This window comes from Bacillus solitudinis (assembly GCF_002797395.1).
In the GTDB taxonomy this organism is placed as follows: Bacteria; Bacillota; Bacilli; order Bacillales; family Bacillaceae_D; genus Halalkalibacter_A; species Halalkalibacter_A solitudinis.
Map to the genome: position 1 here is coordinate 1,242,950 of NZ_KZ454943.1, position 17,080 is coordinate 1,260,029.

At 37.2% G+C, this 17,080-nt stretch carries 11 protein-coding genes; 6 read left to right on the top strand and 5 right to left on the bottom strand.

The window, feature by feature from the left end:
* Nucleotides 1-10 precede the first annotated feature (10 nt).
* From CEF19_RS06065 to CEF19_RS06085, 5 genes are all read right to left on the bottom strand, one after another.
* The gene (locus CEF19_RS06065; RefSeq protein ID WP_100408227.1) at nucleotides 11-1,705 is read right to left on the bottom strand and encodes an ABC transporter substrate-binding protein; all 1,695 of its coding nucleotides are present in this window, start codon (nucleotides 1,703-1,705) and stop codon (nucleotides 11-13) included.
* A gap of 64 nt (nucleotides 1,706-1,769) precedes the next feature.
* On the bottom strand, nucleotides 1,770-2,675 hold the full coding sequence (locus tag CEF19_RS06070) for a carbohydrate ABC transporter permease (RefSeq protein ID WP_100405257.1): 906 nt from the start codon (nucleotides 2,673-2,675) through the stop codon (nucleotides 1,770-1,772).
* Nucleotides 2,676-2,690: 15 nt separating this feature from the next.
* Nucleotides 2,691-3,650: an ABC transporter permease gene (locus CEF19_RS06075; protein ID WP_100405258.1), complete on the bottom strand. Its 960-nt coding sequence runs from the start codon at nucleotides 3,648-3,650 to the stop codon at nucleotides 2,691-2,693.
* A gap of 196 nt (nucleotides 3,651-3,846) precedes the next feature.
* Nucleotides 3,847-5,358 (bottom strand): response regulator, encoded by a 1,512-nt coding sequence (locus tag CEF19_RS06080; protein ID WP_100405259.1) that lies wholly within the window; start codon nucleotides 5,356-5,358, stop codon nucleotides 3,847-3,849.
* Nucleotides 5,351-7,144, bottom strand: coding sequence for a cache domain-containing sensor histidine kinase (locus CEF19_RS06085; RefSeq protein WP_100405260.1), 1,794 nt, complete (start codon nucleotides 7,142-7,144; stop codon nucleotides 5,351-5,353). Before CEF19_RS06085 ends, CEF19_RS06080 begins: the two co-directional genes overlap by 8 nt.
* Before the next feature lie 470 nt (nucleotides 7,145-7,614).
* On the opposite strand from CEF19_RS06085, the gene CEF19_RS06090 reads away from it, so the two are divergent.
* From CEF19_RS06090 to CEF19_RS06115, 6 genes are all read left to right on the top strand, one after another.
* Complete coding sequence (locus CEF19_RS06090) at nucleotides 7,615-9,393, top strand: cache domain-containing sensor histidine kinase (protein ID WP_100405261.1); 1,779 nt, start codon at nucleotides 7,615-7,617, stop codon at nucleotides 9,391-9,393.
* An 83-nt stretch (nucleotides 9,394-9,476) separates the two neighbouring features.
* Nucleotides 9,477-10,658 carry a response regulator transcription factor gene (locus CEF19_RS06095; protein WP_100405262.1) on the top strand — a complete coding sequence of 394 codons (1,182 nt, stop codon included), beginning with the start codon at nucleotides 9,477-9,479 and terminating at the stop codon, nucleotides 10,656-10,658.
* Nucleotides 10,659-10,712: 54 nt separating this feature from the next.
* Nucleotides 10,713-11,993 carry an ABC transporter substrate-binding protein gene (locus CEF19_RS06100; RefSeq protein WP_100405263.1) on the top strand — a complete coding sequence of 427 codons (1,281 nt, stop codon included), beginning with the start codon at nucleotides 10,713-10,715 and terminating at the stop codon, nucleotides 11,991-11,993.
* Nucleotides 11,994-12,389: 396 nt separating this feature from the next.
* Nucleotides 12,390-13,856 (top strand): glycoside hydrolase family 68 protein, encoded by a 1,467-nt coding sequence (locus CEF19_RS06105; RefSeq protein WP_100405264.1) that lies wholly within the window; start codon nucleotides 12,390-12,392, stop codon nucleotides 13,854-13,856.
* Nucleotides 13,857-13,999: 143 nt separating this feature from the next.
* The gene (locus CEF19_RS06110; protein ID WP_100405265.1) at nucleotides 14,000-15,607 is read left to right on the top strand and encodes a glycoside hydrolase family 32 protein; all 1,608 of its coding nucleotides are present in this window, start codon (nucleotides 14,000-14,002) and stop codon (nucleotides 15,605-15,607) included.
* A gap of 813 nt (nucleotides 15,608-16,420) precedes the next feature.
* Complete coding sequence (locus tag CEF19_RS06115; RefSeq protein ID WP_100405266.1) at nucleotides 16,421-17,071, top strand: transcriptional regulator; 651 nt, start codon at nucleotides 16,421-16,423, stop codon at nucleotides 17,069-17,071.
* The last annotated feature ends 9 nt before the right edge of the window (nucleotides 17,072-17,080 follow it).

Sequence of the window (17,080 nt, forward strand, 5' to 3'; positions counted from 1 at the left end):
ATCTATCTACTTAATCATTCCAAAGTCGAATCTTTTGCTGAAGAAGTTCGTTATATTCATTCTCCATCTCTTCTACACCGATTTTATCTAAGTCTTCCATAAATTTATCCCAAACATTATCAAACTCTTCGGGATCTGCTAAAATGGCTTCTGGCACTCGTTGGAACATGATATCCTGGCCACGTTGGAAGGTTAACGCAATATCTGAACCAGAGTCCCAGTTAATTTGCCAGCCTGCACCCCATGGCTTAACTGGAAATTCATCTGCTTGAGGATACAGTTCACCCCATCTTTCAACCCCGTAGTTTTCGAGTACTTCTTTTTCCTTTGCCGTATAATTTTCGATTAATTGCTCTGGTGTGTTCACTGTAAATGGCTGTCCCGTCGAATCTAATACACCATTTCCAAAATGTGGCCCAAAGGCTGTGAAAACATCGATTCCCGTGCGACGATTAAATTCGTTATCACTTAAACGTGCCTCACGCTCTTCAGGAGAAATGAAACGATTCCCGTCTTCATCAATTGTGTAATGTTCGCCTTCTATTCCCCAATTGTTTAAAATTTGTGCTTCCTCTGATGCCATCCAGTCTAGGAACTTAATCGCCCGAACAGGATCTGGATTGTCTACGCTAATCCCAATTCCCCATCCAGCAAGATAGCCTGCATCTTGGAAGTTGGCGTGTTTAAATTCCTCTGATAACGTAACAGGATACGTTCCATGCATTCTTTCGTGTTTTCCATCTTCACGAAGTGCTCTTTGCCCATCGCTAATTTGCCACTCAGCATCAATCAATCCTAATACACGTCCAGACGAAATTTTTGAAATGTATTGATCATACTGCTGAACAAAGCTTTCTGGGTCAAGAAGCCCTTCAGCATTCATATGATTTAACCATTTAAAATACTCCCGTTCTTCTGGACGTCTATAATGAAATACGGCCTCTTCGGTTTCAGAGTCAATGAACCATTCACCATCATCCGATCCTCCTGTTGAAAAAACCGCTGGATTTGTAACAGAGATTAGCATTCTCCAATCATCTGCAAGTAAAGATAATGGAATTGTCGGCTGTCCATCTATTTCTGGATGTTTTTCATAATATTCTCTGATAGCATTTTCGAAGTCTGTTACTGTTCTAATTTCAGGGTATCCAAGTTCCTCTACTACAGCATGCTGTAACCAAAAGCCGTTACCAGCATCCCAATACTCATCATCGACTGGTGCTGTTCCTAAAAAGTAAATCGACTCATCATTCTCGCTCCATCTCATTCGTTTTAAATAATCACCATATACCTTTTTTATATTTGGCCCATGTTCTTCAATTAAATCTGTTAAATCAAGCATCGCTCCTGCATCGACTAATAAATCGCCATCTCCTTTTGGGAGAATCAAATCAGGGTAACTCCCACTTGCTGCAAATAACGCAATTCTTTCCTTTGGGTCACCGATAGCAAAGTCAGCCTCTATCGTCACACCTGTTTCTTCTAGAATTTTTTGACCAACCGGACTATTCATTCCATCCCAGCTTGGGTTATTATCAGCAGCAAACAAAGAGAATGTTATTGGTTCCATTGATGCTTCCTCGTTTGCATCATTAGAATCTTCTTCTACCACAACATCTTCATTCGAACCAGTACATGCTGCAAGTACATAAAGTAAATTAATAAGTAATAAAAATCTGAACATTTTTTTAATAGGCTTTTTCATCATTTATATCCCCCTTTTAATTTGTAATATTCTTTGTTATAGCAACAGGACTGTGAATATTTGGTTATTTTACTGCTCCTAATGTCATTCCTTTTACAAAATACTTTTGTAAAAATGGGTAAACAATTAGAATTGGAACGACCGTAACAATCGTTATCGCCATTCTTACCGATTCAGGAGATACGCGATTTATTAAGTCTGCTCCTTGTCCACGAACCGCTTCAGCTCCTGTGCTAGTAGATGTACTTTGTAATATTTTCATTAACTCATATTGTAAAGTCGTTAATGCCGGGTTCCCACTATTATAAATATACGTATCAAACCACATATTCCATTGCATAACAGCAACAAATAGGGCAATCGTCGCTAGCACTGGTTGACAAATTGGCATGATGATTTTCCAGTAGATGATAAAGTCATTCGCACCATCCATTTTAGCTGATTCTTGTAAAGCAAAAGGTAGTCCATCCATAAACGAACGAATGATAATGATATTCCATGCACTAACGAGTAACGGTAAAATGTAAATTGCAAAAGTATTAATTAGCTGTAAATCACGCATCAACATATACGTTGGGATTAACCCTCCTGAGAAAAACATTGTTAGAACAATGACCGTTGACACAAATTTCTTTGCCTGAAAATCCTGTCTGCTTAACGTATACGCGACCATCGAACATACAAAAACACCTAGTACGGTACCGATGATGGTTCTTAACACGGAGTTCACAAACCCTGTAAGAAGGTTTTCGTATTTAAGAATGACCTCATAATTCGCTAATGTCCATTCGCGTGGCCATACATAGATTCCACCACGAACCGTATCCGTCGATTCATTTAACGAAATAGCTAGTACATTTAAAAACGGATATAAGGTAATAATTACAACGATAACCATAAATGAGAAGTTTGCCATTTCAAATAATTTTTCTGATAAACTTTTATTTGCTAAACTAGCTCTCTTCGCCATATGATTCCCCTCCCATCACATTACACTTGTTTTCGTTAAGCGTTTAAATATCCCATTTGCTAATAAAAGTAGGATTATACTAACAACCGAATTAAATATCCCAATCGCTGTCCCATAGGAATACCTAGCTAAGCCAATTCCATAGTTAAGGGCATATAGCTCTAATACTTCTGAATATTCGCGGACCATCGAATTTCCTAATAGAAGTTGTCTCTCAAAGCCGATACTAATCATGTTGCCAATCGATAAAATCAAAATAACCATAATCGTTGGGCGAATTCCAGGTAACGTAATATGCCAAATTCTTCGCCACCTTCCTGCCCCATCGACCCTCGCTGCTTCATAGAGCTGGGGGTCAATTCCTGCCATTGCCGCTAAAAAGATTATTGAGTTCCAACCCATTTCCTTCCAAACGTCAGCAAAAGTGACTATCCACCAAAATAGTTTTTCTTTGGCCATAAACTGAACTGGGGAGTCAATAATATTCAAACCAACTAACACATCATTAACAACGCCACCATCAGTAGATAGCATTTTGACTACGATCCCTGCTACAACAACCCATGAGACAAAATGAGGCAAATAAGAAATCGTCTGAACTGAACGCTTAAAAAGCGAATCTTTGATTTCGTTTAACAATACGGCAAAAAAGATTGGTACCGTAAATCCTACTACGAGTAGCATGACACTCATCACAATCGTATTTCGTAATACTAAATAAAAATGGTCATCCCGAAACAAATTAACAAAATGCTTGAACCCTACCCACTCTTGTTCAGAAAATGCTCTTCCTGGGCGAAAGTCTTGAAAGGCCATTGTCCATCCCCACAACGGGAGATAGTTAAAGATGAGAACCCAAATAACAAAAGGAACGGACATTAGGTAGAGCCACTTTTGATTTTTGGCAGTTTGCCAAAAGCTTCTTTTTTTTCTACCGACAATCTCTGAATGCGCTTTCTTTGGCGTCAATTCCATTTAAATCCCTCCTCTTTACACTTCTATCTTATCTAATCCTAGCCACGTTAAATACCTGAAAGATTTCAACGAAAATCATATACTTTTTTAACTATGTAACCGTTCACACCACTGATAGTAAAAGGTTTTATATAAAAAAGGTGCTTAAAAGGTAAGTTTACCTCTTAAGCACCCAAAGTTAGTGAATTAACATGACCTAACTAGTTTTTTTCAGTTGTTCCCGTTTATAGTTCGATGGTGAACATCCAACATATTTTTTAAATTTGCTGTGAAAGTAGTCCACATTATTGTAGCCAACCTCCTCTGCTATCTTGTAAACTTTTAACCCTGTTAATAGCAGTTTTTTTGCTTGTTCTATCCTAATTTTATCCAGATACGTATTAAAGCTTTCTCCAGTATAACTTTTAAATAATTTTCCTAAATAGGCACGATTATAGTTAAACAATTCGGCTAACGTTTCAAGCTTTAAATTCTCGGCATACCTAGTATCAATAAATTCTTTCAACTTCCTTAACTGATTCTCGGAATGGTCATCCGCAATTTCATCAATAATTTCCACTAGTAATCTCTTCACAAACGAAAGAAGGTCGGTAACGGTTGGCTGGTTATATAAATCTAGAACTTGCTCCGATTTCTTTAAAAAGTAACCTTGCCTATCAGAATAGGAGTTTATTAACTTTGTAAGCACACACGTTACGACATGACCAAACTGCCTTTTTACTTCATTTTCTGAATAAAAGTGTTCGTCTCTACTCTGTAAAAGAAAATCAACATATGTGTAAAGTTGTTCTTTTCGGCCCGTATCTACAGCAAAAAATAATTTATCGATGAGCGAAATATTAGCAGGAAAATTCTCTTCACTTTGTTGAATGAGTTCAGTCCCATTTCGTAGATAGTTCCCTACTTTAAAAAAGAATTTGCGTTCAATTAGGATCAAGGCTTCCTGATAGGAGTTGGCAATCTCGGCAAGATGATACACCATACTTCCGAGTGATGCTGTAAATTCAATTTGATAGGCTTGCATAACTTGTTCCAAATCCTTGAAAGGAACCGCACGTCGATCGATAACAATAAGTAGACCATCGTGATTTATTACGAGCCCTTGCTGATTTCGTGTGGCAGCTTTGATTTCATTCATAACTGTTGTAATGCAATGAGTGTTCATGTCTTTTTTTAATTGAACACACATCACTTGGTATTGATTCCAATTTAACTGATAGTTTGATGCTTTTCTATCTAAATTGTCAAACTTTTGTTGTAGCAACAGAGACAATAGAAACTGTTCTCTTTGTCGTTTTCCATCCTTCATTTCTAACTGCTTCCGTTCCTCTTCTTTATCTAGTCTTTCTTTAATCGTTTTGAGATGTTGAATGAGTTCATCTTCATCAACTGGTTTAAGCATATATCCAGCAACTTGGCTGTTCATTGCTTTTTTTGCGTACTCAAAATCTGCATAACCACTAAGAATAAGACATTGCACATTTTCCTTCTTATCTCTAAGCTTTTTAATAAAGTCAAGACCATCCATTTCTGTCATTTGAATATCAGAAATAATAAGGTCCGGGTATAACTGATGATACTGCTCAAATGCATGATTTCCATCGTTGGCTACACCTATCACTTCATAGCCGTATTGTTCCCAAGGGATTAACGTCCTCAAGCCTTCACGTACAATTCGTTCATCATCAACAATGAGCACCTTATACATCAAATTCCTCCTCGCTTGGTAATGGTAGATAAAAAGATACTAATGTTCCCTTTCCGTATTCACTTTGAATGTGTAAACCACTTTCGAGACCAAAAATCATAATCAAACGTTGGTGGACATTACGAATGCCAATTCGAAGTTCTCCTACCTCATTTTTAGTATTCAATGCCTCTAAAACCGTTACTCTCTTTTCCTCAGTCATGCCAATACCATTATCACTTACTATTACAAGTAAACGATTTCCATCTATTGAGGTTTGGATCGTTACTTTTCCTCCCTTTGATTCTCTTCCTAATCCGTGAATAACCGCATTTTCAACTAATGGTTGAATGACGAGAGGCGGAATCTGGACATCTTCAACCACTGGGTCTAGTTGTATCTCATAAAGTAAACGATGCTCAAAGCGGAAATTTTGTATCTCTAAATAGGACCTGGCCATCTCTATTTCTTTTTTTAGCGTGATCATCTCACCGCCTACCTCTAAACTTCTTCTTAACAGTTTGCCAAGTAGTTTCACGATATGAGAAATATCCGCTTCCCCCCTCATATGAGCCTTCATTCGAATCGTTTCTAACGTATTAAACAAGAAATGGGGATTAATTTGACTCGCCAGCATTTTTAATTTAATCTCACTTTGGCGTTTTTCAAGCTTTCTCTTTTCGTTATTTTTATCTTCAACCTCTTGTAAAAGATTTTTAATACTTACGGTCATATCATGAAATTTCCTAGATAGCTGACCAATTTCATCATTTCCTCCAATGACTTGATTCGGCTGCAAATTCCCTTGCGCCACAACATCCATTTGAGTTCGTAAAGTGGAAAGCCTTTTTGAAAGTAGGTGAGAGAACCCATAGATAAGTAAAAGTGCCACGATTAACCCTAGAGAAACGATGACCATGCCAAGCAGACTAATATGATTTGCATCTTTATTAATCGATGTATTGGAAATAACTGAAATAATCCTAAGCTCATTCATACTATTTTCAACAATTAGTTTATCAACCATTATTTGAGACGGTTCATTAAAAATCGGTGCTTCAAATATGCCCACTTCACCATTAATTACATTTTCAGGAAACTCGACTTCTGTTAACGTTAACCCAATATGGTCTCTATTTTTGGCAGCAACAATATGATTCTGTGCATCTACTATCATCGTTGGCGTCATTTCTTGTGATAGAATCCGATTTAACTGTTCCGTATTAACATCAATGACAAGCATTCCTGTCGACTTGTAGCTAACATAATTTATTGCACGAACCAAGCTCAAGTTTTTAAGCTTTGTCGTTTCATCTTCAATATAGTACCATCCGATTAATCCTTTCCCTTCAGTTGCTCCTTTATACCACGGGGAACGTTCAACTTGCACTGAGTTTGGAATAAACGTCCAATTGTTTAACATCGTTGAATTGTTGTAATAAAAACGGATATTTGTAATTTCCGGATAAAAGCGGATATGATTTCTGAAGTCTGAATAATGAGTATAAGCATCGACCACTTCGTACGTCGACTGATAATGCGCGGTAACTAACTCTTTCAAGCGTTGATCCACGAGAGCATGATTTGATACATAAATAGGTGGGATTAACACTTCTGCTGTTCGCTTTTTAATTCTATCCATGTCAATCGTAATCTGCTCATGTGCATTGTTTAATGCCATTTCACGTAATTGATTCGTTAAGAAGACACCGACGATTAGAACAGGAACAATGACAACAATAATAAAGGAAATGATTAATTTATTTCTAATTTTTACGTCATTTAGTTTTTTTACAAGTATCCTCATATAATTCCCCATTTTGTAGTAAAACTACCAAATCTGAGTAAGCGCTTACAACAAGTATATCAAACTACTCCCAAAAAAAGTAATAGTTATTTCTAGATACTTTCATATAAAAATTAGTGATCGATTTTGCGACTTCTTAAATGACCTTAAGGGAAATAAATCAATCTAATCGATTATTTGCTAGTTCCTAAGACTCATTTTACCCATTCATTTTAGTCGCTATATTCACTACAGTAAGCGTAACCAAACCGCACTATAATAGAAAACTCAGACAGTCCTATCCCTTTATTTGAGCAATCCGGTCGATGTTGACTTACTTATTCGAAAAGAATTAGATTTAAATAGAAGAATGATAGGGTTAGAACTCCTTCCCTTTAATGGTGGTTCATTATAGTCATCCATAATTCTATTTCTCTTTCATAAAAAAAGCATGTTCATTTGGACCCCATGAACGAGAGGAGCATCTTTACATGAAAAGCATTCAAAGTCGCTTATTTGTTATGCTTCTTATCTTTATCATCTTACCGTATTTTTTATCTGTTTTATTTATTTATAACTATACGAAGAATAATGCAGAACAGCACGAGCTCGAAATCAGTCACGATCAAATGGAACAATTGTCGGAAGAACTTGAGCAATACTTTGATGATATGATCAATCTTCCGTATATTTTATATCAGAACCCTGATTTATTCCAAATTTTTACTGATGGATTTGAAAATTCGATTTATTTCAACCCAATTGCAATGGAAAAAAGCATAGAAACCTTTTATCTGATGCGAAACGAAATTCGCCAGGTTCGCTTTTACCTCGATAAGGATAAAGAGTCGTTTACTGTTTATAATGCGATGATCAGTGCTCGGAAACCCCAACCAGACTTCATGAAGCAGGATTTGATTAAGAAACTTTATAGTTCCAACTTAACGTATATAATTGAGCCGCCCCATCAGCTTGAGAATTATAATAATGCTGCAATTGTACCCCAGTCTGACAACACAGTCGTACTGACTATTCACCATAAAATAATGGAGGTGCCTTCAAATAAATTCCTTGGAATCATTTCCATCGATATCGATTTGGATGCCTATGCTCGTATATGTAACAGTCTTCTTCAGAACGATGAAGAATCCGTCTTACTAATTGATTCAAATAATCGTATCATGTATGCAAGAGATCCAGCCCTTGTTGGTAAGCGCATGACTCGTGACTTACGCAGGACGATTAACGGGGCAGGTGTTAATACAGCTGAAGATATTATTGTATCCAAAACGTTATCAGGACCACTAAATCGATGGAAATTAGTTAAGATCACCCCTAGCCAAGTTTTATTTAATGATGTCAGGCATACCGCTTATACAAACATATTTGTTGGGATAGGAGTCGGTTCTCTAGGATTAGTCATGATTGGTATTATTTCATACAGAATTACTCGACCAATTAAACTGCTTAGCAAGAAAGTACGTACAATTGAAGGTGGTCTTAAGCATGTCCCCTTTGTTGACGACAGAGAAGACGAAATTGGTCATCTGGAAAAACATATGAAGGAAATGATGAACCGAATCAACCATCACATTGAACGTGAATATAAACTGGAAATAGAAAATAAGGAAAATCAATTCCGAGCGCTAAAAGCTCAGGTTAATCCTCACTTCTTGTTTAATGCATTACAATCCATAGGTGCCGTTGCCCTACGATCTAATTCACCACAAATCTACCAATTGGTGACGTCCTTATCAAAAATGATGCGGTACTCCATTCGAGCAGATCATTGGGTCTCGGTTCGAGATGAAATGGATTATATAAAAACCTACTTATCCCTTCAAATGGAGCGTTTTGGAAACAATATAAATCATTCTATTAAAATAAACGAGACGATTCTCGATATGACAATTCCAAGTATGATTCTTCAGCCGCTCGTTGAAAACTTTTTTAATCACTGTTATGAAAAAGGTTTCTATGACGCCTATTTGCGAATTCATGGAAATATACAAGGAGAGTCTTTACAGCTTGTTGTAGAAAATGATGGTTCAAGTATGACCCCCTCAGAGCTAAATACATTAAGAGAAAATATCTATTCGACTTCTTATGAAGAAACATATGCACACGATCATATCGGTTTAAAAAATATTCATGACCGGTTAGTTCTAAATTATGGACGTGGTGCTGGTTTAGTACTAAATACGAATCAGGGACAAGGTTTTTTGGTTCGTATCTCTATTCCCTTAGACTCAAAGGTTGCTAATGATTAGTTTGTTTGATTTAAAAGACTACCTATGTTCATTTGTGTAAATGAAAACTTCTATTCATATCATAAAAGGAGAATGAAGACTGGATGAAGACTTTAATTGTAGATGATGAATTGAATGTACGTGATGTCATAAGGCATTTGGGACAGTGGGAGAAATACGGTATTACCGATATCTTAGAAGCAAAAAATGGAGAAGAGGCAAAAAGAATCATAGAAAGGGACACTCCAGAGATCATCTTTACAGACGTAAAAATGCCTGGAATGAGCGGTATTGAAATAATCGAGTGGTTACATACTATTTCTTATCCCGGCAAAGTAATCTTAATCACGGGGTTTGACGACTATTCGTATATGCGTAAAGCCATTCAGTGCGGTAGCTTCGATTATTTATTGAAACCGATTGAAGCGGATGCATTTAATAAAACATTAGAGCAATCTGTTAAAGCCTGGACAAATGAAGAAGAGGATCGTCACTACAAAGAGACAGGCACTTACGAGGGTGTCAAAAGGCTACAGATGAACCAGGCAGTGACCAATGCGTATATCGGAGAACCCTTTGATACGAACGATATTGCTTCATGTCTTCCCCAAACGGTTGCATACGATCTTACACTCATTTCCTTTTACCACATGCACCATTCTGATCCTTATATTCAGTTACTAGCTGATAAGCTAGTTGAGCAGGAATGGGGAAACGCATTTGCGCTTCAGAATGATCATAGTCTTTGTCTTGTCATTTGTATACAACATCAATGGTTATCGGTTGAGAAATGGATCAGTCATCAATTTGATATCCCTGTGCGGATTGTTAACGGGGACCCTGTGAAATCATTAGAAGATCTCCCAATATCGTTTAAGTCATTGCAAAAAGCAGCGGTAGATCAAAACTTTAGGGCCATCCACCGTTTGAATAATTTGGATGATGCACGCCGTATGCAGGACATTGTTTCCTATGTAGACATGTACTTCATGGAAGAATTGAGTTTGGAAAAACTCTCAAACCGGTTCTTCTTAAGTCGTGAACATATCTCAAGAAAGTTCAAACAAGAAACTGGTATGACCCTCTCGAAATATATCATGAAGCTAAGGATTGACCAGGCAAAACATCGGTTAATTGAAACTGACGAATGTATTTATTCTATCTCCTTAATGCTCGGCTATCAGGATGAAAAGTACTTCTCAAAGCTATTCAAAAAGGTAGTTGGGCTAACCCCTTTTGAATACAGAAACTGTGAGAAAAAGCCACAAATAATCGGCAGTAGATAATAGATAGGCTTTTCTGCCCTAATTTATATCATTCAAAGTTACCGAGGTGAAGCGATGAAAAAAGAGCTAGTACATATAATTTTGATCGGAGCACTAAGCCTGTCTCTTTCAGCATGTCAAACAAAGACCGAGACGGTGACAGAAGATACAGAAAAGGCAGAGCAAAAAATCACGTTGATCGTACGTAACCCGAAAATTGAAATTTCCACGCAGTTCGAACAAATGGTAATCGCTTATGAAAAGGAAAATCCAACCGTGGATATTCAGATTAATACCGTAGGTGGAGCTACTGATGACCTTGCCGATCTGAAAGCCCAGATTGCTGCAGGTAATGGACCTGATATTTTCACTAACAGTGGATATGAGAATGCCAAGTTATGGCGTGAATATTTGGAGGTCTTAACAGACCAACCATGGGTTGAACACGCATTTGAAGATGCATTATTACCAATGAAATTCGATGGACAAATATATGGAATGCCTATTAACCTGGAAGGTTATGGATTCGTCTATAATAAGGATTTATTTAATAAGGCGGGCATTGATACGTTACCGAAAACGTTGACTGAATTAATAGAAGTGGCAGAAAAGTTGCAAAAAGCAAACATTACTCCTTTCGCAATCGGATATTATGAAGAGTGGAAATTGGGTGACCATCTACTGAACGTCGCTTTTGCACAACAAGAAGACCCCACTGCTTTTATAAAAGGCCTAAATGACGGCACCGAAAAAATCGACAGCAATCAAAAGTTCAAAGACATAATCAATGTGTTGGATGTAACAATAAAATATGGAAACGACAATCCACTCAAAACGGATTACAATACGGAAGTGAAATTGTTTGCCACGGGAAATGCAGCGATGATTCAACAGGGTAATTGGATTCAGCCGATGATTGATCAATTATCACCCAGTATGAACATTGGTCTTCTACCCATCCCCATTAATGACGAACCTATGAATAATGCCTTGGTAGTGAGCGTCCCTAATTATTGGGTTGTAAACAAACAAACCACACCAGAGAAGAAAAAAGAAGCGAAGAAATTTTTAAACTGGATGGTTTCCTCAGAACAAGGCAAAGCATTTATAACGAAACAGTTCAAATTTATTCCTGCGTTTGACAACATCGAGGCTGATAGTTTAGGACCACTCGCGGATGAAACGATCAGGTACTATAAAGAGAGAAAAACATTGAATACTAACTGGTTTAATTTTCCCGTAGGAGTACAAGAAGAATTCGGTTTTGCCATGCAATTGTATGTGGGAAAACAACTTACTCACGATCAATTGCTACAAGAGTTTCAGAAGTCTTGGGAGAAGGCTTCGAGTAAGTAAATTCTATCACCTAAAGTTCTCCCTTCTGTCATTGAAAACTCTTCTAAGTCATCGAACATCCCCTCGCCAACTCATAATTTCATAGAAAGAGAGAATCAGTCCAGAAAACTGGACTAGACTTATTTCAGTTTTTTACTACCTATATAAATATGTATACTTTTTGTCTCCTTGTGGGGGCATTTTTTCACCTTTTGACCTATCGAAAACTCATAATATCAATGTAAGACTAAATTCCAATCAATCTATACCATATCCATGGAACCAAGACTAACCTATAATTTTACTTGTAGATGAAACATGGTGGAACTGTTACTAGTTTTCTAGTAAATACCCAAAAGTAACAGTACTAATACGCTTGTCTATTCATCTACAACAATACATTATAGGAGGCAGATTATGAACGTTAACAAGCTTGTCAAACAAGCAACAGTAGTAACGCTTAGTGCAGCTATTTTATTAGGAGGTAGTGCATCACAAACGTTTGCGAAAGAAAAGGACACATTGGATCACAATGAAACGTATGGCGTTTCACAAATCACTCGTTCAGACATGCACAAAATGATTGATCAACATGGCGATGCAAGATTTACAGTGCCGAAGTTCGATGCATCAACAATTAAAAATATTCCCTCAGCAAAAAAGTATGATGAATCAGGTAACTTAATCGATATAGACGTGTGGGATACGTGGCCATTACAAAACGCTGATGGAACAGTGGCAGAATATAATGGCTATCATATCGTTTTTGGATTAGCTGGTGACCCTAAAAATGGTAGTGACACATTTATTTACTTGTTCTACAAAAAAGTAGGCGAAACATCCATTAATGCTTGGAAAAATGCTGGTAGAGTATTTGATGATAGTGATAAATACGTGCCAAATGATCCTTATTTAAAACATCAAGCAGAAGAGTGGTCTGGTTCTGCAACTTTCACTTCTGATGGCGAAGTTCGCTTATTCTATACAAACCGCGAACCTTGGATAGCAGAGTCTGGGCATTACGGCAAACAAACCTTAACAACAGCTCAAGTCAATCTATCCGAGCCAGATGCTAATACACTACAAGTGGATGGCGTAGAAGATTACAAATCCATCTATGAAGGTGGGGACAGCACGATCTATCAAACAGTTGATAAATTTTCTAGCGAGGGAAATTTCGCTGATAATCATACCTTCAGAGATCCTCATTACATTGAAGAAGATGGTCGTAAATACCTTGTTTTCGAGGCGAATACTGGGACCGAATATGGTTATCAAGGAGAGGAATCGCTATATAATAGAGCTTACTATGGCAAAAGCTATAAATTCTTCCAAGATGAAAAAAATAAACTATTGCAAAGCCCTAAAAAGGATCTAGCTGCTTTAGCAAACGGTGCCCTAGGTATCATTGAAATAAATGATGACTACACATTGAAAAATGAAATGAAACCGTTGATTGTATCGAATACAGTAACGGATGAAATTGAACGTCCGAACATATTTGAAAAGAATGGGAAATGGTATTTATTCACAAGTGCAAGAGGATCAAAAATGACCATTGATGGAATTGATGATGAAGATATTTACATGTTAGGTTATGTGGCAAATTCCTTAACTGGACCATACAAACCTTTAAATGAAACTGGAATTGTCTTACACCAAGATCTTGATCCTTATGATATTACTTGGACATACGCTCACTATGCTATCCCGCAACCGGAAAGTGATAATGTAGTTGTAACAAGTTACATGACAAATAGAGGTTATTTTGAAGACCATAAATCTACCTTTGCGCCAAGCTTTTTACTTAACATTAAAGGGCCAAAAACATCCGTGGTAGAAGATGGTATTCTTGAACAAGGTCAAATAACGAATAACAAATAATCTAATGTTTATCCGCTATTTTACCGAGTAATATAAAAAGAAGAAAATGTCAGTTCAATTGGCATTTTCTTTTTTCTATAATAAAGGAAGTGTACTTTATTTTTGAACAAATATAGGAAAAATTAAAAGTGTGGTGAGTCTACTTGGACAAAATAGTTTTTAATAAGAAAGGATATAAAGTGTTGGGTTTATTAATACTTGGATTATTTATAATTATTATTATCGGATTATTGGTCCTTCTAGTCTCTAAATCGAGGGAACCAACAGAGGTTCCTCATATAAATAAGTCTCAGGAATCAACAACAGTGGAGTATGAAGAGCCATCGTATCGAGCTAACTACCATTTCACGACGCCTGACAAATGGAAAAATGATCCCCAAAAACCAATTTATCTTGACGGAAAGTATCATTACTTTTACCTCTATAATGCCGATTACCCGAATGGAAACGGAACTGAATGGCGACAGGCAACATCAGAGGATTTGGTGCACTGGAATGATGAAGGGATAGCCATTCCGAAATATACAAATGAAAATGGGGATCCATGGTCGGGATCAGTCGTTGTGGACGAGGAAAATACAGCTGGCTTTGGAAAAGACGCTCTTGTGGCTATTGTGACACAACCCTCTATGGATGAAGGCAAACAGGAACAATTTCTATGGTACAGTACTGACAATGGAAAAACGTTCACCTCTTACAGTGACGATCCTATCATGCCAAATCCAGGTACAAATGATTTTAGAGATCCAAAAATCATCTGGGATGACCATAATCATAAATGGGTAATGGGCATGGCAGAAGGAACGAAAATAGGTTTTTATGAGTCTCACAACTTGAAAGATTGGCATTATACGAGTAGTTTCATTACGGAAAACATTGGGCTTGTGGAGTGCCCGGATCTTTATTTGATGCGTGCAGATGACGGGACATTAAAATGGGTACTAGGTGTCAGCGCAAATGGGAAATCAATTGGTAAACCGAACACTTATGCCTATTGGACTGGAAACTTTGATGGAATGGAATTCTTCCCAGATCACAATGAACCGCAATGGTTAGATCATGGCTTCGATTGGTATGGCGGAGTAACGTTTGAAGATGGAACAGACAGCGATAAATACAACAAACGATATGCTCTCGCTTGGATGAATAATTGGGATTATGTCCATAATACCCCGACACTACAAGAAGATTTTAACGGGATGGATTCCATTGTTCGTCAAATTGAACTAAAGCATGAAGGCGACAATATGTATCATTTAGTCTCACAACCAATTGAAGCATTGAATGAATTGACAAATTCAACAGATTCTTATGAACACATCGAAGTGAACGGTTCCGAAACACTTGATGTAACAGGTGATGTATACCAATTAGAGATGGATATCTCTTGGTCAGAGCTCAATAATGTAGGCGTAAGGCTTCGAGAATCAGCAGATCAAACACGCCACGTTGACGTAGGAATTTTTGCAGAAGAACAATACTCTTATGTCAATCGAGCTTTTATAGAACACCCTGACAAAAGTAATCAATTTGTTGAAAGTATTGCACCATTTGATGCTAGTAAGCAACATGTTCACTTGAAGATCCTCGTTGATAAAACAAGTATTGAAGTCTTTGTGGATGATGGAAAGATCGCTTATTCAAGTTTAATATTCCCGGAATCTGATGATAAAGGAATGACCCTCTTCTCTGAGGGTGGCAAAGCGAACTTTAAAAATGTTAAGATCAAACACCTAGGTTCAATCAATTGAACCTCATTGTGCAGGGCAATTTCATTTTGAACGAGAAATCCTTAAGAACACTATTTTAGGTATTATCGAACTTTTCTGGTAAATACCCATATGTCACTGATTATTACATTATCTATCAAATAATATAACTAATTAAGGATGAATTAAAAACTCCATTAACCATTTTCAAAGGGATGTGTCATAAAAGCGGCTTTAACCTTATGACACATCCCCTCTGTTATTATCAATACTAATAGAAAACATAGCTTAATTGTAAATTCGATGAAAAGTAATTGAGTAAAAGATCGAAAGTCTTAGGTTTTCCCATCTGTTTTTTTACCCAAGAAGGGATTTTTAAACGGTGGAATATTTCCTAAGCCCAAATTACAACAAGTCAAGTTAAGCAAATTCTAAAAATAACGACTCTTTGACAAATATGAAGAAATGGGATTCGTCCGTTGATTTCATAGGCAATACCACAATACTTAAGGATTTTAAATAACACATAAAAACCGCCTCATTTATACACATTATGTATGATGGAGCATAACGGATCAAACTGCTGACCTCTACGCTGCCATAGTGCCCTTTCCCGCGATGGTTACTTGCACTACCCGATTTAATAAAAAGGCATTAGTGGAGAAACAACCGTTTGCACGTTAAAATTTTTATTGCTAATTATCCATACGTAAGTTACTATACAAATACCTAATAGCACTAATAGATTATCCCTTCTCTCCTACCATGTTGTAATTGACCTCACTTTCCACTTCAGAAACGTTATAAATCCATTACTTTTATTATTTAAATATATATAGAAAGGATGTGCTTGCCATGCAACCATTTGAGCAAGCGTTGAACGTCTGGCTTCAAAAGAATATTTCCGAAGAGAAAAATCACAGAAGACGAGAAATATTGAAGAAAGGACTGGGACATGGAACCGTTGAATTCCTTCGTCTGATATGGTATCCAACAATAGGCAATTTTAAGCATCTATATCCAGAATGGGAAGTGCGCGATTTCAACAATGGATACCGTTACCTCGATCTTGCCTATATGCCTGGAGGTACTAAAGGAGGAATAGAGATTCAAGGATACGGACCCCATGCCAGAGATCTAGATGTCAAAAGATTTAAAGACTTATGCTGGCGGCATTCCTTATTGGCTTTAGACGGTTGGACCTTTTTACCTATTGCTTACTTATCCATAAAGGACGAACCCAAACAATGTCAACAGCTCATCCTCTCTTTTATCGGCAAATTTATTTCAACGAAAGCACCTTCGCATTTATCTTGGTTAGAAGCAGAGGTTGTACGCTTTTGCCGTCGAATGCTTCGACCAATTACTCCACTTGAACTTGCAAAACACCTTAGGATCAGTGACCGCCACGCTCGCAAAATCTTACATAGACTAGTAGAACAACAGATACTTGTTGTTGCAAGTGGCAAAGAACGAGCACGAACGTATAAACTTAGTTACGGCTAATCATAAAAT